Here is a 19,880-nt window from a genome sequence, read left to right as displayed (position 1 = left end):
GTCTCGATGGGGGAGGGGATTCGAGACCCCGCCGCCGGTCTCAGGAGGGGACGCGGATCTGGGCGATGACCTCGCCGTAGGCCGTCTCCCCGACGGGTGTGAACCCGACGCGGCGGAAGAAGGCCTCCGGGCCGTCCTCGCCGGCTTCGTAGATGACGTTGACGTGGTCGACGCCGCGGTTGCGCGCCTCGTCGATGAGGTTCTCGACGGCGAAGCGGCCGATGCCGCGACCCTGGTCGTCCGCGTCGACGTTGATGCGCCACAGCACGGAGCGGAAGTGCTCCTCCGGCGCCTCGTCGTCGAAGTTGGCGCTGACGAAGCCCACGACCTCGTTGCGGTCCAGGATCACCCGCTGCCAGGAGGTCTGCGGGTTGATGACGGTGGCCGCGATGCCGTACGAGACGGGGGCGAGGAACTGCTCCTGTCCGGGCTTGAGCGACAGGTTGTTCACGGCGACGATCGTCGCGGCGGAGAGTTCGACCATGCGCAGTTCGGACATGCCCCCAGGCTAGCCCCTCCGCTCACCGCATTCATCACTCGGGCGGACTTTTCACGGACCGTTCGTCCGAGGGAGTCTCTTCGGCGGGACCGCCGCTTCGGGGTCCGGGACGCTCAGGTATCTTGGTATCGAGACAAATAGCCCTCGTGAACGGAGAACGTCCCGGTGACCGACGACGCCATCATCTACACCTACACCGACGAGGCACCGGCACTGGCCACCGCCTCCTTCCTGCCGATCATCCAGGCCTACACCGGCCAGGCGGGTATCGAATTCGAGACGCGGGACATCTCTCTGGCCGGCCGCATCCTCGCCGCGTTCCCGCAGAAGCTCACCCCCGAGCAGCAGGTCGGCGACGCGCTGGCGGAGCTGGGCGGCCTCGCCACGCTCCCCGAGGCGAACATCATCAAGCTGCCGAACATCTCCGCGTCGATCCCGCAGCTCAAGGCCGCCATCGCGGAACTGCAGCAGCAGGGCTACGACGTCCCCGACTTCCCGGACGAGCCCTCGTCGCTGGAGGAGAAGGACATCCGCGCCCGCTACGACCGCATCAAGGGCTCCGCGGTGAACCCCGTCCTGCGCGAGGGCAACAGCGACCGTCGGGCCCCGCTGGCGGTGAAGAACTACGCCAAGAAGCACCCGCACCGCAACAAGCCGTTCGCCGAGGGTTCGAAGACCCGCGTCGCGACCCTGGGCCACGACGACTTCAAGCACAACGAGCGCTCCTGGGTCGCCGCGCACGACGACGTCCTCTCCTTCCGCCACACCGCGAAGGACGGCACCGTCACGGTCCTCAAGGAGGGGCTCAAGGTCCTCCCGCGCGAGATCATCGACGCCACGTTCCTCTCCGCGAAGGAGCTGGACGCGTTCCTCGCCGACACGCTCGCGGAGGCCAAGGCCGACGACGTGCTCTACTCGGTGCACCTCAAGGCCACGATGATGAAGGTCAGCGACCCGATCATCTTCGGTCACGTCGTGAAGGCGTTCTTCACGGACGTCTTCGACCAGTACGGCACGCAGCTCGCCGAGGCCGGACTCAGCGCGAATGACGGCCTCGGCTCGATCCTCGCGGGGCTGGCGAACGTCGCCGGTGGCGACGAGATCGCCGCGGCGTTCGACAAGGCCATCGCCGAAGGGCCGCGCCTGTCGTACGTGAACTCCGACAAGGGGATCACCAACCTGCACGTGCCGAGCGATGTCATCGTCGACGCGTCCATGCCCGCGCTCGTCCGCAACGGCGGCAAGCTCTGGGGCAAGGACGGCGAGGAGGCCGACACGATCGCGGTCATCCCCGACTCGTCCTACGCGAGCGTCTACCAGGCCGTCATCGACGATGTGATCGCGAACGGCCCGCTCGACCCCGCCACGATCGGCACCGTGCCGAACGTGGGCCTCATGGCGCAGGCCGCCGAGGAGTACGGCAGCCACGACAAGACGTTCGAGATCGCGGCCGACGGCATCGTCCAGGTGCTCGACAGCGAGGGCACCGTCCTCATCGAGCACGAGGTCGGCAAGGGCGACATCTGGCGCGCGACGCAGACCAAGCACATCCCGGTCATGGACTGGGTCAAGCTCGCGGTCGGCCGTGCCCGCGCGACGGGTGCCCCCGCGGTGTTCTGGCTCGACGCGAACCGCTCGCACGATGCGCAGATCATCGCGAAGGTGCACCAGGGCCTCGCCACGCTCGACACCAAGGGCCTGACGATCACGATCCTCGCGCCGGAGGAGGCGACGCGGTACACGCTCGCCCGCATGCGTCACGGCCTGGACACCATCTCGGTGACCGGCAACGTGCTGCGCGACTACCTCACCGACCTGTTCCCGATCCTCGAGGTCGGCACGAGCGCCAAGATGCTCTCCATCGTGCCGCTGCTCGCCGGCGGTGGACTGTTCGAGACGGGTGCCGGCGGCTCCGCGCCGAAGCACGTGCAGCAGCTGGTCGAGGAGAACTACCTGCGCTGGGACTCGCTGGGCGAGTTCTTCGCGCTGGCCGCCTCTCTCGAGCACTTCGCCGACCGCACGGGCAACGAGAAGGCCCGCGTGCTCGCGGAGACGCTCGACGCCGCGACCGGCACGTTCCTCGAGGAGGACCGCTCGCCCGGCCGTGCACTCGGCACGATCGACAACCGCGGCAGCCACTTCTACCTCGGCCTGTACTGGGCGCAGGAGCTGGCGAAGCAGACGAAGGACCCGGAGCTCGCCGCCGCCTTCGCGCCCGTCGCCGAGAAGCTCGCCGCCAACGAGGAGACGATCGTCTCCGAGCTGAACGCGGTGCAGGGCTCCCCGGTGGAGATCGGCGGCTACTACCGTCCGGACGAGAAGCTCGTGGCCGCGGTCATGCGCCCGTCCGCGACGCTGAACGAGATCGTCGACGCCCTGCGCTGAGACGACGGAAGGGGGCGGATGCTGCGGCATCCGCCCCCTTCTGCTGTCTGCCCTCCGCCGCGTTCGCCCGGCGGCCTGGGACTCGCGATCAGTTGTAGACGGAGACCTCGAGGCCCACGGGGGACCAGTCGTAGACGTACTTGGCGAGGTCGATCGGCAGGTTCACACAGCCGTGGCTCATCCGGTTGCCGAAGTTGTTGTGCCAGTAGGTGCCGTGGAAGCCGATGTTCGGGGCGAACCACGTGATCCAGGGCACGTCCTCGGTGCAGTACGGCGCCCCCTCGTAGCAGCCCATGTCCTGCATCGCCGTGTGCGCGAACACCTTGAAGTTGCCGGTCGGCGTGGGCGTTCCGGGAAGGCCGGTCGACACGGCCCAGGACTGCACCACCTTGTCGTTCTCGAACAGGTAGGCGCGCTGTGTGCTGAGGTTGATCTCGGCGCGGCGGAACAGGTTCGTGGTCTCGAAGGGGGTTTCCGTCACGGAGAGGGCGAAGACGCCGTCTCCCGCGGCGAGCTGCGTCGCGAAGTCGTCGGCGATGCCGGCGGTGTCGCCGAGGGCGCGTCCGGTGGCGCCCTCCTTCTCGGCGCGCAGCACGTTCCCCGCGGAGTCGACGATGTTGGTCGCGTTGACAGGGGCGCGGTCCACGGCGGCGGCGAGCGTGTCGACGGTGGTCTGGATCGCCGCCGGGTCCGCCTCGATCCGCAGCTGACCCGCGTCGTCGACCACCGTCAGCCAGGACGCGGCGACCGCGGGGGAGACCGGGACGGTCCGTTCCTTCCCGACGTAGAAGCCGATGGAGGAGAGCATGGTGTTGAGCGTGGTGGCGGTCGCCGTCGCGTCCTCGTCGGACACCGCGGGCAGGGCCTCGGCCGGGCCACCGGGGTACTCGAACGTCGTGCGGCCGTCGCCGACGGCCTCGACGAACGCGGCGTTGAGATCGGCCACGTCGATACCGGTGCCGGGAACGGAAGGTGTAACGGTGTACGTGCCCTTCGCGGCGTCGAAGACGACTCCGGCGTCGACCGGGTCGACGAAGCTGTCGGGGATCGCGCCGCGGAGAGCTGCGGTGGCGGTCTCCTGGTCGAGCACGATGTCGGCCGACACGGGGTCACCCATCCACGACCCGAGGTTCCACATCGGGTGGGCGGCGAACGCGGCGTCGGCGAGGGCCGTGGCGTCGGCGGTCGCGCCCAGGTCGGCGCCCGTGAGTACAGCGTCGTCACCCTCGCCCGTGAGGGTGACCTCGGTCTGGGCGAGGTGAGAGCTGATCGCCTCGGCTGCCGCGCCCGGAGTCATCCAGCCCACGGGGATGCCCGCGACGGTGGTGCCGGGGGCGATGAGGATCATCGAGGCGGCGCCGGCGCCGAGCGCGACCACGCCGAGGCCGAGACCGATCCACAGGCCGAGGTGGCGCTTCTTCGGGGCGGGCTCGACGGGAGCCCAGGCCAGGGACTGCTCGCCGGACTGCGGCGGGGCCGTATCGGTCGCCGCCTCCGGCGTCAGGACGCTCGTCGGGGTCGCATCGTCGGGCTGTGCCCCCGTTGCAGCGCCCGGCGTGGAAATCAGATCGGTCACGAACTACACCCCCCGCAGTCTCGACGTGTCCTGTCGTCCATGGTACGGGATGGCTGGTAACGGGGAGGCAACGGTCCTGATAAGGTGTCTCCCCGTTCGCCGGGGCAGGCGGGATCAGTCGACGACGGCGAGCCCGTCGATCTCGACGAGCATCTCCTCGCGGGGAAGGCCGGTGAACACCGTCGTGCGCGAGGGCAGGACGCCACTGGTCGTGTGGGCCTCGACGAAGGCGCCGTAGGCCTCGTTCATGATCGGGAAGTCCTCGCGCTTGGTGAGGTAGACGCGCAGCATCACGACATCGTCGAACGTGGCGCCGGAGGCCTCAACGATGGCCTTGACGTTCTCGAGCGTGCGGGTGGTCTGTGCCGCGACGTCGCCCGGGTACAGATACTCGTTCGTCTGCGGGTCGACGGGGCCCTGGCCGGAGACCTGGACGATCGGGCCCTTGCGGACGCCCTGCGAGAAGGTGTGCGCGGGAGCGGGGGCGGCGTCGGTGGAAACTCGTGTCTTCGCGGTCATGCCGCCAGCCTAGTAGCCTTGTTAGATGCCTCTACAAATTCCGGATCCCGTCCTCGGCGCCTGGGCGAAGGGGTTCCCGGCGCACGCCGCGGGGCTGCGTCTGTCGGAGGTCGGCGCGGCCGGTCTGCACCTGTCGGACCTCGGCACGCCCGTGCTCACAGTGCATGCCGACGCGATCGCGCACAACGAGGACACGGTGTTCGGCTGGGCCGCGCGCGAGGGCGTCCGTCTCGCCCCGCACGGCAAGACCACCATGGCGCCGGCGCTCTGGCAGCGGCTGCTCGATGCCGGAGCCTGGGGGATCTCGGTCGCCACGCCGTGGCAGGCCCGCGTCGCCGTCGACGCCGGCGTGCCGACGGTGCTCATCGCCAATGGGGTGACGGACGGCGCCGCGGCCCGCGAGCTCGGGGCGATGCTCGCTGCCGACGAGGGCCTGCGGATCCTCTGCGGCGCGGACTCCCTCGCCGGTGTCGCGATCCTCGCCGATGCGCTCGCCGACGCCGCGCGGCCGCTGGACGTGCTCGTGGAGCTCGGCGGCGCGCAGGGACGGACGGGGGCGCGGACCGTGGCCGAGGGCGAGCGGATCGCCGCGGCGATCGCGGCCGCTCCTGGACTCCGCCTGGCCGGTGTGACGGGCTACGAGGGGCCCTTCGGTCCCGATCGCTCCGCGGCCTCCGTCGCCGCGGTGGACGGCTTCCTGGCCACTCTCGTCGAGCTGCACCGCCGTCTCGACTACCCCGACGGTCCCCGCCCCGTGCTCAGCGCGGGGGGCAGCTCCTTCCCCGATCGCGCCGCCGCGGTCCTCGGCGCCGCGGGAGGGGACGCCGAGGTCGTGCTGCGCTCCGGTGCGTTCCAGATCCACGACGACGGCTTCTACTCCCGCATGTCGCCGTTCGGTCCGCTGACGGACACCGCCCCGCTGCGCTCGGCGATGCACGCATGGTCACGGGTGGTCTCGCAGCCCGAGCCCGGCCTCGCCCTGCTCGACGCCGGGCGACGCGACGTGCCGTTCGACATCGACCTCCCGGTGCCGCAGTCGGTCGCCGGTGCCGTAACGGCCCTGAACGACCAGCACGCCTTCCTCCGACCCGCCGAAGGGGCGACCGTCGCGGTCGGCGAGGTCGTGCGGCTGGGTCTCTCGCATCCGTGCACCGCGTTCGACAAGTGGCGCGTCGTCGCCGTGATCGACGACCCTGACGCCGGGGACCCCCGGGTGATCGACGCGGTGGCGACATGCTTCTGAGCGCCGAGAAGGCCGCCGCCGGCTTGGTCCGCATCTATCGTCGGGCGACCGTCGTCGACGGCACCGGCGCGCCGCGCTTCGTCGCGGACGTCGCGGTGGAGGGGGCCAGGGTCGTCGCCGTCGTCCGCGACGGCGACGGGACGACGCTCGAGCTGCCGGACGGCGCGGTCGAGGTCGACGCGTCCGGCCTCGTCCTGGCACCCGGCTTCATCGACATGCATGCGCACAGCGACCTCGCGGTGCTGCAGGGCGCCGCGCACGACGCCAAGATCCGGCAGGGGGTCACGACCGAGGTGCTCGGGCAGGACGGCCTGGGCTACGCGCCGCTGGACGAGGCGACCGCCGCCGTCATCCCCGCCCAGATCGCGGGCTGGAACGGCCGGCCGGCCGTGGTCCCGTGGCGGGCGATGGACGACTTCCTGCGGGCGATCGACGCTGCCGCGGTGGCCAACGCCGCGGTGCTCGTGCCGCAGGGCAACCTCCGGATGATGGTGGTCGGGCACGACGACCGCCGGGCGACCCCCGCCGAGATCGCGGCCATGGCCGACATCCTCGGGCAGGCCCTGGATGCCGGGGCCTTCGGCATGTCGAGCGGTCTGACCTACACCCCGGGGATGTACGCCGACACCGCGGAGCTCGAAGCCCTCTGCCGGGTGGTGGCGGAACGCGGCGGCTACTGGGCGCCGCACACCCGCAGCTACGGCCGGGCGGCGCTGGACGCCTATCGCGAGGCCATCGAGATCGGCCGCCGCACCGGGTGCCCCGTCCATCTCACGCACGCGACCATGAACTTCGCCCCGAACCGCGGGCGCGCTGCCGAGCTGCTGGCCCTCGTCGACGCGGCGACGGCCGACGGCATCGACGTGACGCTGGACACCTACCCCTACCTTCCGGGGGCGACGACCCTCGCCGCCCTCCTGCCGAGCCGGCTGGCGGCGACCGGCGACCTGCTCGGCGTCCTGGCAGCCCTCGACGCCGAGGGGCGCGAGGCGGTCCGCGTCGAGCTGGAGGAGATCGGCTGCGACGGATTCCACGGCGAGGCGGCGGACTGGTCGGCGATCCAGATCTCCGGGACCGCCCATCCCGATCTGGCCGGGCTCGTCGGCCGGACGATCGCCGACATCGCGGCGGAGACGGGGCAGCGCGCCGTCGACGTCGTGATCGACACGATCCTCGCCGATGCCGGCGCCACGGGTGTGCTCATGCACATCGGCGACGAGGACAACGTCCGCGCCATCATGCGGCACCCCCGGCACTCCGGCGGCAGCGACGGCATCCTCATCGGCGCGCGCCCGCACCCGCGCGGCCGTGGCACGTTCCCCCGCTACCTCGGGCACTACGTCAGGGAGCTGGGGGTGCTGAGCCTCGAGGAGGCGGTCCGTCATCTCTCCGGCAACCCGGCCGCCCGCCTCGGACTCGACCGCGGCGATGCGCCACGAGGTGTGCTCCGTCAGGGCGCCACCGCCGACCTGGTGCTGTTCGACCCGGAGGCGATCGCCGCCGGAGCTACCTTCGACGACCCGCACGGTGCGCCGGAGGGCGTGCGCGAGGTACTCGTCGGCGGGGTGCCGGTCGTCATCGACGGCGACCCCACCGGTGCGGTCGCCGGTCGCGCGCTGCGGATGCCGCCACCGGCGCCGCGCGCGACGGTGCCGCACGTCGCCGCAGAGATCGACTCGCTGGCGCCGGGTTTCCGGTGGACGCCCTCGACCCCGATCCTCGGCGCACCGGAGCTGGCGGCCGCGGTCGCACGGCTCGGCGGCGGGGGAGCGGACGACACCCTGCCCGCCATCCGCCTCCTGATCGACGAGAAGCTGGGTACCGCGGCGCCCGCGGCAGGGCGCCACGGGGCCGAGGCCTTCCGGGTGTCGGTGACGGCCTCCGGGGTCGAGATCGCGGGGGCGACGCCGGAGGGGGTCTTCCGTGGCGCGACCACGCTCCGCCAGCTCCGCGACCCGGACCACGACCCCGCCGTCCCCGCGACGATTCCGGCAGGGCGCTGGGAGGGCTCTCCCGCTTACGCCTGGCGCGGTGTGATGCTCGACGTGGCGCGCCACTTCCGCCCCGTGGAGGACGTGCGTCGCCTCATCGACCTGCTCGCCGATCACCACCTCAGCATCCTGCACCTGCACCTGACGGACGATCAGGGATGGCGCTTCGAGGTGCCCGGCTACCCGCGTCTGACCGAGGTCGGCGCGCGGCGCGAGGCCACGCAACGCGGTCACGGACCGGAGGCCACGGTCGAGCCGGGCGTGCACGAGGGCTTCTACACGTCCGCCGAACTGCGCGACCTCGTGAGGTATGCGGAGGAGCGCTTCGTGACGCTCGTGCCCGAGGTCGAGCTGCCGGGACACCTCCAGGCCGCGCTCGCCGCCTACCCGGAGCTGGGCAACCTCGACGTCGGGACGCCTCCCACCGGGCCGTGGGAGCGTTTCGGCGTGAACGCCCGCACCCTCGCGCCGACCGAAGAGGCGCTGGCCTTCGGTCGTGCCGCCGTCGACGCGCTGTGCGACGTGTTCCCGTCCGCATGGATCGGGATCGGCGGTGACGAGGTACCGGTGACCGAGTGGGCGGAGAGCCCGGCTGCCGCCGCGCGCATGCGGGAGCTGGGGCTGGCCACGGCGCACGACGTGCAGCCCTGGTTCACGGCGCACTTCGTCGACCATGTCCGCCGCCGCGGGCGCACGGCGCTGGCCTGGGACGAGGTGCTGGAGGGTGACGTTCCCGAGGGCGTCCGCATCCTCGCCTGGCGCGGGCCGGTCGCGATGCGCGAGGCGCTGCGGCGCGGGATCCCGGTCGTGGGGTGTCCGGATCTCGAGGTCTACCTCGACTACCCGCAGTCCGAATCGACCGAGGAGCCCATCCGTGTCGGGCCCCCGCTGACCATCGAGCGCGCGTACACCTTCCGCGTCGTCGACGGGGCGGTCGGTGGACAGGCGAACGTCTGGACGGAGCACCTGCCGAGCAGGGACCGGGTCGACTTCGCGATGTTCCCGCGCCTCGCCGCGATCGCGGAGCGTCTCTGGGAGGGGGGAGAGCCCGCACCGTTCGCCGACTTCGCACGGCGGCTGCCCACGCATCTGCGGCGCCTCGCCGCCGCGGGGGTGCGGTATCGTCCGCTGGACGGTCCGTCGCCCGAGCAGCGGCGACCGGGGGTTCCCGGCAAGCCGATGACGGTGGAGACCAGGGAGGGGATCGTCGCCGGCCTCGTCGAGCGCCTGCTCCGCCGGGCCGCAGACGAGGATCCGCGGTCGGCATGATGTCACGTTTCGGTAACCCTGCCCGCGGAATCGCGCGGGACAGTTGCACAATTCCTGTTCGTAAGGTCTACTAACAAACATGTCCGTTTCGGATGATCAGCGCCCCGCGGCGACGACAGACTTCGTCGCCGCGAACGCGCACGCCTTCGGCCCTGCGCGGCATCTCCGTTCGCGCACCAAGGTGCTCCCCGAGCACGCCCGCGGCCACAACCGCGCACTCGTGCTGCAGACGCTCTACCACTCGGGGGCGATGAGCCGCGCTGACCTCTCCCGCGAGACGGGCCTCACGCGGGTCACGATCTCCGACCTCGTCGCGGAGTTCATCGCCGACGGCATCGTCGTCGAGATCGGCGTCCGCGAGGCGGTCGGCCCCGGAAAGCCGCCGATCCTCATCGACATCGACCGGGTGGGGCATCAGATCATCGGGCTCGACCTGTCCGGACCGACCGCGTTCGAGGGGGCCGTGCTCAGTCTCGACGGCGACGTCCTGGAGCGGCGGCAGGTGCCGCGTCCGGAGACGCCGGACGGCGACGCGGCGTACGATGCCCTCCGCGGCCTCGCGCAGACCCTCGTCGAGATCGCCACGCAGCCGGTGCTCGGCGTCGGCATCGGCACCCCGGGTGTCGTGCGTCCGGACGGCCTCGTCCTCAGCTCGCCCAACCTCGGCTGGACCGACTTCCCGCTGGAGGCGAAGCTCAGCGCCGACCTCGACCTGCCCGTGCTGGCGCGGAACGACGCGAATGCCGCGGTCCTCGCCGAGTACACGTTCGGCGAGGCGGAAGCCGACTTCATGCTGATCAAGATCGGCCGCGGCGTGGGGGCCGGGCTGATCACCGGCAGCCAGCCGCTCCTCGGCAGCCGTTTCGCCGCGGGGGAGATCGGTCACGTCGTCGTCGGCACGGACGGCGGCCCGCGCTGCGCGTGCGGCAAGATCGGCTGCCTGGAGGCCTGGCTGAGCGTGAGTCGCATGCAGGAGGCGCTCGACGCCGACCCGGCCGCGCGCGAGGAGATCCTCCGCGACTCCGGGACCCGCATGGCGATCGCGATCGCCCCGATCGTCGCCGCCCTCGACCTGTCCGAGGTCGTGCTCTCCGGGCCCGCCGAACTGCTGGACGGCACGCTCATCGACGCGGCCGTCGAGACGCTCCACGCGCGGACGCTCGAGGGTGTGTTCGAGGACGTCATGGTGCGGCTCACCCGTCAGGACGACATCGTGCTCCGGGGCGCCGCAGTGATGGTGCTCTCCGGGCAGCTGGGGGTGTCGTGACCTCCGCGACCATGACCGGGAACGGCATCCGATGATCGTCCCCGCCTCGGCCGACCGCGCCGGTCGGCCCCTTCGCGTGGGCCTGGACGTCGGCGGCACCAAGATCGACGCCGTCGCCGTGGACCCGGCCGGAACGATCCTCGCCCGCCTGCGTCGCCCGACCGGGTGGGGGGAGGACGCCGTCGTCGACAGCATCGTCTCGACCGTCGCCGCCCTCGCTGAGGAGAGCGGGCTGCCGCTGTCCGCCGTCGGATCCGCCGGCATCGGCATCCCCGGCCTCGTGGACGCGGAGAGCGGACGTGTGCTGCACGCCGTGAACCTCGGCGTGGAGTCGCTCGACCTCGCGGCGCGCGCCGAGCAGGCGCTGGGCGTCCCCTTCCGGGTGGAGAACGACGTGAAGGCGGCCGCGCTCGGCGCCGCCGTCCTGAGCGACGTCGCCGGCTCGATGGCCTACCTGAACCTCGGCACCGGCGTCGCGGCCGGCATCGTCGTCGACGGCCGCATCTGGCGTGGGGCGCGGGGGACCGCGGGCGAGGTCGGGCACCTCTCCGTCGACCCCCGCGGGAGATTGTGCGGCTGCGGACAGCGCGGCTGCGTGGAGACGTTCTGCGGCGGCGGGGCGCTGGCCAAGGCCTGGGGGCGCCCTGGCGCGCTGCCGGTCAAGGACATCGTGGAGGCGGCCGACGCCGGCGATCCGCACGCCCTCGCCCTGCAGGCGGACCTCTTCTTCGGGGCTGCGGCGGCCGTGCGCGTGCTCGTGCTGTCGGCCGACGTCGAGACCGTGGTCATCGGCGGCGGTCTCACCGCGCTCGGCGGTCGACTCGCGGACGGCATCCGTGCCGCCCTGCACGCGGGCGCCCAGGCGTCACCGTTCCTGAAGTCCCTGCGGCTGGATGAGAGAATCGAACTGCTCCCCGCGGGTTCCCCCGCCGCCGCCTTCGGCGCCGCTCTGGTGGGCGCATCCATTTCTGAGAAGGAGATCGTTCCGCATGGCTGAGGTCGTCATCGTCGAGAATGCCGAGGCCGCCGGTGCCCTGGTCGCCACCGAGATCGTCGAGCTCATCGACCGTCGTCAGGACGCCGTCCTGGGGCTCGCGACCGGATCGACGCCGTTGCCCGTCTACCAGGCACTCCGCAGCCGCCTGGCGGGGCGCGACGTCTCGCAGGTGCGGGGCTTCGCGCTCGACGAGTACGTCGGGATCGACCCCTCCCACCCGGAGAGCTACCGCTCGGTGATCACGCGCGAGGTGGTCGAGCCGCTCGGCCTCGACCCGAAGCGCATCCACGTGCCGAACGGCGCGGAGGCCACCATCCAGCACGCCGGTGAGGACTACGACGCGGCCATCGCCGCGGCCGGCGGGGTCGACCTGCAGATCCTCGGCATCGGCACCGACGGGCACATCGGGTTCAACGAGCCCGGATCCTCCTTCGCCTCCCGCACGCGGGTGAAGACGCTGACGGAGCAGACCCGCGAGGACAACGCCCGCTTCTTCGACTCGATCGACGATGTGCCGATGCACTGCATCACGCAGGGCCTGGGGACCATCCTGGAGGCGCGCCACCTCGTGCTGCTGGCGTTCGGCGAAGGCAAGGCCGAGGCCGTGGCCGGTGCGGTCGAGGGGCCGCTCACCGCGCTGCTGCCCGGGTCGGCCATCCAGCTGCACCCGCACGCGACCGTCGTCGTCGATGAGGCCGCCGCCTCGAAGCTGCAGCTTGCCGACTACTATCGCTACACGTTCGCGAACAAGCCGTCCTGGCAGGGCATCTGATCCGAGGCGCTAGCGCGCTCCGGTCGGCCACGCGAGCGGCAGCAGGTGCTCGACGCTGAGCGGGGCCAGCGGGAGCGCCGCGGCGTCCTCCGGGGTGATCCAGCGCAGTTCGGCGAGCTCGGCCTGCACGCGGACCCCGTCGGGATCGATCGAGGCCGAGAACGCGTCGGCCACGACGCGGTGACCCGGTTCATTGGCGGCTGCCGACTCGAAGCGACCCAGAGGGCGCAGGTCGGACTCCGTGAGTTCGAGGCCGAGCTCCTCCTGCAGCTCGCGGATGAGGGTCTCGACGGGGGACTCGCCGGGCTCCGGCTTGCCTCCGGGCTGCATGAAGCGGGTCGTGCCGTGCTTGCGGACGACGAGGACCCGCCCTTCCGCATCGACGATCACGGCCGCGCTCACGTGGATGTCAGGCATCGGGAGAGAAGACCTTTCCGGGGTTGAGGATGCCGAGCGGGTCGAAGACCGCGGCGATGTCGCGCTGGAGGCGCCACTGATCGTCACCGAGCTCGTCGGCCAGCCAGCGCCGTTTGAGGACGCCGATGCCGTGCTCGCCGGTGAGGGTGCCGCCCAGCCGGATCGCGGCGCGGAAGAGCTCGTCGGCCGCCGCCCACACCAGCGGCGGGGTCTCCGGCCCCTCGAAGATGAAGTTCGGATGCAGGTTGCCGTCGCCGGCATGGGCCACGGTCGGGATGACCATGTCGTACTCGCGCTCGATCCGGGCGATCTCGTCGAACATGGCCGGCATCGCGCTCCGCGGTACCGAGACGTCCTCGATGAGCGTGGTCCCGAGTGACGCCATCGCTGCGTGCATGGAACGGCGGATCGCGAGCAGACGATCGCCCTCGACGGGGTCGTGCGAGACCACGGGAACGCCCTCGTGGTCGCTGAGGATGCCGGCGATGGCCTCCGCCTCCGCACGCGCGGCGGGACCGTCGGTCTGGATCGTGAGCTGGGCGGCGCCCGGCGTCGGCGCAGGGAGGGCGAGCAGGGCGTGGACGGCGGCGAGGCTCGCGGCATCCATGAGCTCCATGATCGCGGGCTGGATCCCCGCGGCGGTCACCGCCGCGGATCCTGCGGCCGCCGCGCGCACGCCCGGGAAGGTCGCCGTAACCGTGCAGGTCTCGCCCGGCACCAGGCGGCGCAGCTTGAGCGTGGCCCCGACGACGACGCCGAGCGTTCCCTCCGACCCCACGACGAGGGCGGTGAGGTCGAGCCCGGTGACGCCCTTCACGCTGCGGTGCCCGAGGTGGAGCAGGCGGCCGTCGGCCAGCACGAGATCGACACCGAGCACCGCATCGCGGACGACGCCGTACTTCGCGCAGAGCAGTCCGCCGGCTCCGGTCGCGATGTTGCCGCCGACGGTGGAGATGTCGCGACTGGCGGGATCGGGCGGCCACCAGAGTCCCTGGGTCGCCAGATGCGCGTTGAGGTCGGCGTTGAGGATGCCCGGTTCGACCACGGCGAGGAGATCGTCCTGTCGGACCTCGAGGATGGCGTCCATGCGGCGGAGGGAGAGGACGATCTCCCCGTCTCCGGCATTGGCGGCTCCGGCGAGTCCGGTTCCGGCACCGCGCACGACGACGGGCGTGCGCGTCGCGGTCGCGATCCGCATGGTCTGCTGCACGTCGTCCACGCTCTCCGCGTGGACGACGGCCAGGGGAAGGCCCACCGCGGCGTGACCGGAGCGGTCGGCTCTGGTCACGCGCCGCATCTGCTCGCTGACGTCCACGCGCGCCCCGAGGGCGTCGCGGAGCAGCGAGACGACGCTCACGACCGTGCGCTCATGCCAGGGCGCGGCGCCCGCTGAGGACCCCGGCGACGACGGCCACCAGCGCGAAGGCCGTGCCGATGAGGGCCTGGCCCATGGACCACCACGCGATGGTCACGCCGACGTAGATGAAGAGCTCGACGACCGCGCGGAGGAAAGGGTGCACGCGGAGCACGGGGCGCGGAGAGAGGAACAGCGCCCACAGCAGCAGGGCGACAACGGGGGCGCCGACGCCGATCACGATGTTCCACGGCAGATCCCAGCTCGCGAACCCCCACAGGGCGAGCGAGGCGATCGCCGCGATGAGGACGATCACGCGCACGATGTCGAGGGCCGTGAGGGCCGGACGGTCGACGCCGGCGACAGGGGAGGAATCCGGGGTCATACGTCCAGTCTATTCCGCGACCGGAGCGTCCTCCGCCGGAGCTTCTGTCGCGGCAGGGTTCGCGGCCGGTGCGGGCGCGACCGGTGCAGCTTCGGGGGCCGGTGCGGGCTCCGTCGGCGTGGCCTCTGCGGGTACTGGAGCGGCCTCGACGGGTGCCGCGACCTCATCGACCGGTGTCTCGGCAGCGGCGACAGGCGCTTCGGGTGCCGGGTCGGCATCCTCGACGACGACCGCCGGCTGCTCCACGGGATCGATGGCCGCGGTACGCTCGTCCGCGCCTGCTCCCTGGGGTTCGAGCGAGTAGAGCGAGGTGGTTGCCGATGGGCCGGCCTCGCCGGAGGGCAGCACGTAGCGGAAGGTCACCGGCACGAGGCTGGCCAACAGGAACTGGTCGAGGGATGCGCGCAGCTGAACGAAGCCGGTGCCATCCTCGCCGAGGACAGTGCTGTCGCTCTCCTGACCGTCGAGCAGTGCCTGAACGACGGTGCCCGGTGCTCCGACGACCGGCACGAAGTAGTACCAGTGCAGATCGTCGCCGAACCAGACGTCGGCGGTGCTCCAGGTGGGCGGGTCCGTGGGGATCGCGGGGTCCACCGGGTCGACGGGGTCCACCGGATCGATCGGGTCCACGGGAGCGACGGGCGGCAGCGTGGCCTCGGGAAGCACAGGAGTCGTCACCGGGGCAGCGGGAGCCGCGTCGGGTCCGGTCTCCGAAGAGACCGGCGGAGCCGCCTCCTCCTCGGCGGGCGGAGCCGGCGGCTGCTCGACGTCCGGCGTCTCGATCACCACGGGCTCGTCGAGGTCGAGCGACGAGTCCGGCGCGATGTCGGTCGTGATCGACGACGGATCGGTGTCGGAGGCGCTGGGCAGCGATGTCGCCGGGTTCGCACCCGTGAGTCCGGGGACGATCGCCGCAGCGGCCACCACTCCGGCGACCACGAGGGCGGCGGACCCGGCACCGACGACGGCGCCCATGCCGGTGAAGACGCCACCCGTGCTTGCGCCCGTGCCCGCGCCGCCGGCGGACCCGGCTCCGGATCCGGCTGCGCCGGAGCCGGAGGTGGCTGCCGCGGCCTGGCCGATGCCGCCGTCTCCGACGAAGACCGCACCCGGAATGGTGGACGACATCCCCGCCACTGCCAGGACCGGCGCACCGCCCTGGAGAGCCGCGAGGTACCCCGAGGCGCCGGTGGCGCCGAGGACGAGCGGGAGCAGGACGAGGGCGAGGCGCGTGGAGACGTCCTTGGCCTCGGCCGCGACGATCATGCAGCGGGCGCACTCGTCGAGGTGCAACTCGAGGCGACGGTGGTCGCGGGTGGCGAGGTTGCCGCGCGAGTAGGCACCGAGATGCTCGATCGTCCACTGGCACTCCGAGCCGGGGCTCGCGCTGCGCAGGTGCGCCTGGATCCACGCCTCTCGGAGCCCTTCGCGGGCGCGGAAGGCGAGCTGCGACACCGCGCCGGCCTTCATGCCGAGGAGCGGAGCCACCTCCTGGGGCTTCATCTGCTCGATCTCGGTGTACCAGAGCACCTCCTGCCAACGCGACGGGAGGCTGCGGAAGGCCTGCGCGGTGAGGCTGCGGTCGAGGGCCTCGTTCGTGGCGTGCTCGGTGCTGTCCGGGTCGGCGACCGTGTCGAGCTCGTCGATGGCGGTCTCGCGGCGTGCGCGTCCCCACGCGGCGGCGGTGTTGCGGATGCTGGTGAAGAGGTAGGCGCGGAACGAGCCGTTGGGGCCGCCGCCCTTGAGGATCGCCTGGTAGATGCGGGTATAGGACTCCTGCACCAGGTCGTCCGGATCGATCGAGGATGTCACCGATCGCGCGACGGTCATGCCGGAGGGGTAGTGCCGCCTCCAGAGTTCCCCGAACGCCCCCTTGTCGCCGGAGCGGACGCGGAGGATCAGATCGGCATCGCCGATGGTCTCGTCTGGTGTGGTGTTCTCTCGGTGCACGGTCATCCATCTGGTCCCGGGGCACACAGCCGTCCCCAGGAAGAGAGACGCGAGAAGGCGTCTTTCATTACGCGGTCTCTCCATTGTCTCGCGAAATCGGCATGGTGGCCAGCCCCGGCACGGACTCGGAGGAGATGCTCGGGAGGGCTCCGCGGCGCCCGGCGCGGACCGCCCGAAAAGTTTTCTGAACTTTTTTCCGAGAACCGCGTAATGAACCGGGCGCCCCTTCGTCTCATCCCGTAGAGACAGCCGAAATGGACTCCACCGGGGGGCGGAGTTCCGGCACTGGTGCGGGGGGTACTGCACCAGTGGGCGGGTCGGGATCCTCGGGGGAGGAGCTCCCGGCCCCGCCCGCTCGAGCGGGAGGGAATGGGCCGCCGATCTGGGGAGAACGGCGGCCCACCACTCCCACACCTGCGAGACGCACGTCACCGATCTGGGGAGTCCGGTGACGCCGTCTCGTCCGATCGACCGGAGACCGCAGCGCTGCGCGTCGCGCGGAGCGCTGTCGTCCTAGGCGGGCAGCGCCGGTCCTGTCCAGACCCGCGCGACGCGCAGCTCCGCGTCCAGGAGCACGGCATCGCCGAGCAGGCCGGACCGCAGCGCGCCGAGGTGCGCCTCGCGTCCGATCGCGCGGGCCGGGGTCTCCGTGAGCGCCCGCACGGCCTCCGCAAGGGGGACGCCCGCCGCCACCGCTCGCTGCAGCGCGACGTCCTGGGTCAGGGTGGAACCGGCGATCGAGCCGGTGTCGTCCGCGCGGGCCACGCCGTTCTCGACGGTGACCTTCACCGCACCGAGGTCGTACGTGCCGTCGGCGCTCCCGGCCGCGGCCATGGCGTCGGTGATGAGCGCCACGCGGTGCGGCGCCGCGTCGAACACGAGCTTGACGACGTGCGGGTCGAGGTGCACGTCGTCGGCGATGGCCTCCAGGATCACCCGATGGTCGGCGGCTGCAGCCAGCACCGGTCCGGGTGCGCGGTGGTGGATCCCCGGCATCGCGTTGAACGCGTGGGTCAGCAGCGAGGCGCCGGCCTCGAAGGCGGCGACGGCCATGGCGGCGTCGGCGTCGGTGTGCCCCACCGCTGCCGCAGCGCCCGACGCGACGATCTGACGGACAGCGTCGATCCCGCCCGGGAGTTCCGGGGCGATGGTGACCTGACGGACGGTGCCTTCTCCGGCCTCCAGGAGACGGGCGACATCGGCCGGGAGGGGGTGCCGCAGCAGCGAGGGCTCATGCGCGCCGTGGTGCCCCGGGTCGAGGAACGGCCCCTCCAGGTGCGAGCCGAGCACGTCCGCATCGGTTCTGGTCAGGGCGGCGATCAGGGCGACGCTGCGGGTGAGGTCGTCCATCGTGCCGGTGACGAGCGAGATCACGGCCCTGGTGGTGCCGTGCTCGCGGTGCAGATCCCGTCCGGTACGAATGGCGTCCACGCCGTCGTCGTACGCCGCGCCCGCTCCGCCGTGACCGTGGATGTCGACGAAGCCCGGCGTGAGCAGCGCGCCCGGGCCCGCCACGGCCGCGCCGTCCACGACCTCCGTCGCCGGCTCCCAATCCGTCCCCGTGCCGCGCGCGACGACGACACCGTCCTCGATGCGCACCCAGCCGTCCTCGACGATCTCCCCGCGGTCGACGAGGCGGACGGAGTGGATGACCAGGGAACCGGTCGCGGAGGAGAGGGTCTTCAACGGGCGCTCCAGGGGATCTCGGGGACGGGGTGGAAATCGACCCCCTCAGCCTTCCACAGCGGCGCGAGGGTGCCGACCCGGGCGCGGAAGGACTCCCACGTGCGGCCCACGCCTTCGCGCGGCGACCACGCGATCTCGGCCTGCGCGGCGGCTCGGGGGAACACGAGCTGCTCCACCTCGTCGAGCGTGCGGGTGGTCTCGGACCACAAGGGCGCCTCGATGCCGAGGATCGCCTCGTCCGGCACGGCGAGCACGGCGGTCGGCTCCCACTCGTACGCGCGACGGACGTCGATGATCGCGGCCCAGGTGAGGCCGAGCGGGAACTCGGCGGTGTACTTCATGTCGAGATAGGTCGCGTCCGCCGCCGACATGATCAGGGCTCCGCCGCGCTCGACGAAGTGCACGGCCTCCTCGGCGTGCGTGCCCGTCGGCGTCGTCATGCCCCAGTACTGGCCGATCGTGCCGCGGGCGATGCCGGCCGCCGACCCCATCTCGTGCCACGCGACCGGGGTCTTGCCCTCCTCGACGACGATCGCCGTCGCGCGCTCCGCGAAGAGGTCGAAGTCGGCCTGCGGTGTGCCGAGGGACTCGTCGCCGCCGATGTGGATGTAGGGCCCCGGGGTCATCTCGGCGAGCTCGCGGACCACGTCGCGGACGAACCGATACGTCTCCTCCTCGTGGATGCGCACACTGGAGTGCCCGACGCCCCAGCCCAGGTAGGGCTCACCGGCCACGGGGAGCGGCTGGCCGAGCTGCTCGGACTGGGCGATCAGCGCGTCGTTCAGGACCGGGGCCTCGACCAGCTCCGGGTAGGCCACGCCGATCGCGTGGGTGTGGCCGGGAAGGTCGATCTCGGGGATCACGATCATGTGGCGCGCGGCCGCGTACGCCACGATCTCGCGATAGTCGTCCTTGGTGTAGAAGCCGCCGGGGGCGCCGTCGGCCGCGGTGGCGGCGGCCCGCTCGGTGAGCAGCGGCCAGGAGTCGATGTGCACGCGCCAGCCCTGGTCGTCGGTGAGGTGCAGGTGCAGGTGGTTGAACTTCAGTGCGCTGGTGCTGTCGATGAACCGCTTCACGTCGTCGACGCCGAAGAAGTGCCGCGCCACGTCGAGCATCACGCCCCGGCGGGCGAAGCGCGGGGCGTCCGCGATGTCGGCGCGGAGCAGCGCCCAGCCGGCGTCGTCCTCCCGGAGCAGCTGCAGCAGCGTCTGGACCCCGTAGAAGAGCCCCGCCTCGTCGGCGCCGATGAGGATGGCGCGGTCGCCGACCTCGAGCGTGTAGCCCTCCGGCGCGGACGAGGCCGCGTCGACGAACAGCTCGATCTCGGCGGGGCCGGAGTCCACCGCGGTGAGGCGGAGACCGGTGCGGCGTTCGACGGCGTCGATCAGCTGTCCGGCGGCGGGGGAGGAGCCGAGCACGCGCGTCGTCGCGGCGAGCGGCAGACGTCCCTCCCTGGCCTTCGCGGACACCGGAGCGGGGACGAGGGGCAGATCAAGAGGTAGGACCATGAACAAAACCTAGCCGTCGAAACGCCGCAAGGGAACAGGGGGATCGAAACGATTCTGCAGAC

General features: G+C 71.8%; 15 protein-coding genes. 6 read left to right on the top strand and 9 right to left on the bottom strand.

Annotated elements, in window-relative coordinates:
- Positions 1-40 precede the first annotated feature (40 nt).
- Positions 41-499 (bottom strand): GNAT family N-acetyltransferase, encoded by a 459-nt coding sequence (locus B2W79_RS03215; RefSeq protein ID WP_071327437.1) that lies wholly within the window; start codon positions 497-499, stop codon positions 41-43.
- Between the two features lie 165 nt (positions 500-664).
- On the opposite strand from B2W79_RS03215, the gene B2W79_RS03210 reads away from it, so the two are divergent.
- Positions 665-2,884, top strand: a complete 2,220-nt coding sequence (locus B2W79_RS03210) for an NADP-dependent isocitrate dehydrogenase (protein ID WP_292787033.1) — start codon at positions 665-667, stop codon at positions 2,882-2,884.
- Positions 2,885-2,972: 88 nt separating this feature from the next.
- Here B2W79_RS03210 and B2W79_RS03205 read toward each other — a convergent pair whose 3' ends face one another.
- Both B2W79_RS03205 and B2W79_RS03200 read right to left on the bottom strand, forming a co-directional pair.
- On the bottom strand, positions 2,973-4,460 hold the full coding sequence (locus tag B2W79_RS03205; protein ID WP_292787030.1) for a L,D-transpeptidase: 1,488 nt from the start codon (positions 4,458-4,460) through the stop codon (positions 2,973-2,975).
- Positions 4,461-4,574: 114 nt separating this feature from the next.
- Positions 4,575-4,979, bottom strand: a complete 405-nt coding sequence (locus B2W79_RS03200; protein WP_025103791.1) for a RidA family protein — start codon at positions 4,977-4,979, stop codon at positions 4,575-4,577.
- A 25-nt stretch (positions 4,980-5,004) separates the two neighbouring features.
- Between B2W79_RS03200 and B2W79_RS03195 the strand changes: the two genes are divergently transcribed.
- The 5 genes from B2W79_RS03195 (at position 5,005) to nagB (ending at position 12,518) form a co-directional block, all read left to right on the top strand.
- Complete coding sequence (locus B2W79_RS03195; protein ID WP_083391599.1) at positions 5,005-6,222, top strand: alanine racemase; 1,218 nt, start codon at positions 5,005-5,007, stop codon at positions 6,220-6,222.
- Entirely contained in the window at positions 6,213-9,482 is a 3,270-nt protein-coding gene (locus B2W79_RS03190) for a family 20 glycosylhydrolase (RefSeq protein WP_292787020.1), read from the top strand. Before B2W79_RS03195 ends, B2W79_RS03190 begins: the two co-directional genes overlap by 10 nt.
- A 79-nt stretch (positions 9,483-9,561) precedes the next feature.
- Positions 9,562-10,749, top strand: a complete 1,188-nt coding sequence (locus B2W79_RS03185) for an ROK family transcriptional regulator (RefSeq protein ID WP_060922844.1) — start codon at positions 9,562-9,564, stop codon at positions 10,747-10,749.
- 31 nt (positions 10,750-10,780) lie between these two features.
- Complete coding sequence (locus tag B2W79_RS03180) at positions 10,781-11,746, top strand: ROK family protein (protein WP_292787015.1); 966 nt, start codon at positions 10,781-10,783, stop codon at positions 11,744-11,746.
- Positions 11,739-12,518, top strand: a complete 780-nt coding sequence (nagB, locus tag B2W79_RS03175) for a glucosamine-6-phosphate deaminase (protein WP_071327433.1) — start codon at positions 11,739-11,741, stop codon at positions 12,516-12,518. Before B2W79_RS03180 ends, nagB begins: the two co-directional genes overlap by 8 nt.
- Before the next feature lie 9 nt (positions 12,519-12,527).
- Here nagB and B2W79_RS03170 read toward each other — a convergent pair whose 3' ends face one another.
- The 6 genes from B2W79_RS03170 to B2W79_RS03145 all read right to left on the bottom strand — a co-directional run bounded on the left by B2W79_RS03170 (position 12,528) and on the right by B2W79_RS03145 (position 19,818).
- Positions 12,528-12,935: an NUDIX hydrolase gene (locus B2W79_RS03170; protein ID WP_071327432.1), complete on the bottom strand. Its 408-nt coding sequence runs from the start codon at positions 12,933-12,935 to the stop codon at positions 12,528-12,530.
- The gene (locus B2W79_RS03165) at positions 12,928-14,232 is read right to left on the bottom strand and encodes an FAD-binding oxidoreductase (protein WP_292787444.1); all 1,305 of its coding nucleotides are present in this window, start codon (positions 14,230-14,232) and stop codon (positions 12,928-12,930) included. The genes B2W79_RS03170 and B2W79_RS03165 overlap by 8 nt, the downstream gene beginning before the upstream one ends.
- A 70-nt stretch (positions 14,233-14,302) precedes the next feature.
- On the bottom strand, positions 14,303-14,674 hold the full coding sequence (locus B2W79_RS03160) for a YrdB family protein (protein ID WP_071327431.1): 372 nt from the start codon (positions 14,672-14,674) through the stop codon (positions 14,303-14,305).
- A 9-nt stretch (positions 14,675-14,683) separates the two neighbouring features.
- Positions 14,684-16,630 (bottom strand): sigma-70 family RNA polymerase sigma factor, encoded by a 1,947-nt coding sequence (locus tag B2W79_RS03155; RefSeq protein ID WP_292787007.1) that lies wholly within the window; start codon positions 16,628-16,630, stop codon positions 14,684-14,686.
- 507 nt (positions 16,631-17,137) lie between these two features.
- Positions 17,138-18,310, bottom strand: a complete 1,173-nt coding sequence (locus B2W79_RS03150) for an N-acetylglucosamine-6-phosphate deacetylase (RefSeq protein WP_071327429.1) — start codon at positions 18,308-18,310, stop codon at positions 17,138-17,140.
- A complete protein-coding gene (locus B2W79_RS03145) occupies positions 18,307-19,818 on the bottom strand; it encodes a family 20 glycosylhydrolase (protein WP_083391596.1) in 1,512 nt (503 codons plus the stop codon). The genes B2W79_RS03150 and B2W79_RS03145 overlap by 4 nt, the downstream gene beginning before the upstream one ends.
- Positions 19,819-19,880: the final 62 nt, after the last annotated feature.

Source organism: Microbacterium sp. UBA7513, from assembly GCF_002478345.1.
Lineage (GTDB): Bacteria > Actinomycetota > Actinomycetes > Actinomycetales > Microbacteriaceae > Microbacterium.
The sequence above is the reverse complement of the archived record's forward strand: the minus strand, read 5'-3'. Positions and strand labels throughout refer to the sequence as shown.

Coding starts and splice junctions, on each gene's coding strand:
- B2W79_RS03215 (WP_071327437.1), bottom strand. CDS start 499: ATGTCCGAACTGCGCATGGTCGAACTCTCCGCCGCGACGATCGTCGCC.
- B2W79_RS03200 (WP_025103791.1), bottom strand. CDS start 4,979: ATGACCGCGAAGACACGAGTTTCCACCGACGCCGCCCCCGCTCCCGCG.
- B2W79_RS03195 (WP_083391599.1), top strand. CDS start 5,005: ATGCCTCTACAAATTCCGGATCCCGTCCTCGGCGCCTGGGCGAAGGGG.
- B2W79_RS03190 (WP_292787020.1), top strand. CDS start 6,213: ATGCTTCTGAGCGCCGAGAAGGCCGCCGCCGGCTTGGTCCGCATCTAT.
- B2W79_RS03185 (WP_060922844.1), top strand. CDS start 9,562: ATGTCCGTTTCGGATGATCAGCGCCCCGCGGCGACGACAGACTTCGTC.
- B2W79_RS03180 (WP_292787015.1), top strand. CDS start 10,781: ATGATCGTCCCCGCCTCGGCCGACCGCGCCGGTCGGCCCCTTCGCGTG.
- nagB (WP_071327433.1), top strand. CDS start 11,739: ATGGCTGAGGTCGTCATCGTCGAGAATGCCGAGGCCGCCGGTGCCCTG.
- B2W79_RS03170 (WP_071327432.1), bottom strand. CDS start 12,935: ATGCCTGACATCCACGTGAGCGCGGCCGTGATCGTCGATGCGGAAGGG.
- B2W79_RS03165 (WP_292787444.1), bottom strand. CDS start 14,232: ATGCGGCGCGTGACCAGAGCCGACCGCTCCGGTCACGCCGCGGTGGGC.
- B2W79_RS03160 (WP_071327431.1), bottom strand. CDS start 14,674: ATGACCCCGGATTCCTCCCCTGTCGCCGGCGTCGACCGTCCGGCCCTC.
- B2W79_RS03155 (WP_292787007.1), bottom strand. CDS start 16,630: ATGACCGTGCACCGAGAGAACACCACACCAGACGAGACCATCGGCGAT.
- B2W79_RS03145 (WP_083391596.1), bottom strand. CDS start 19,818: ATGGTCCTACCTCTTGATCTGCCCCTCGTCCCCGCTCCGGTGTCCGCG.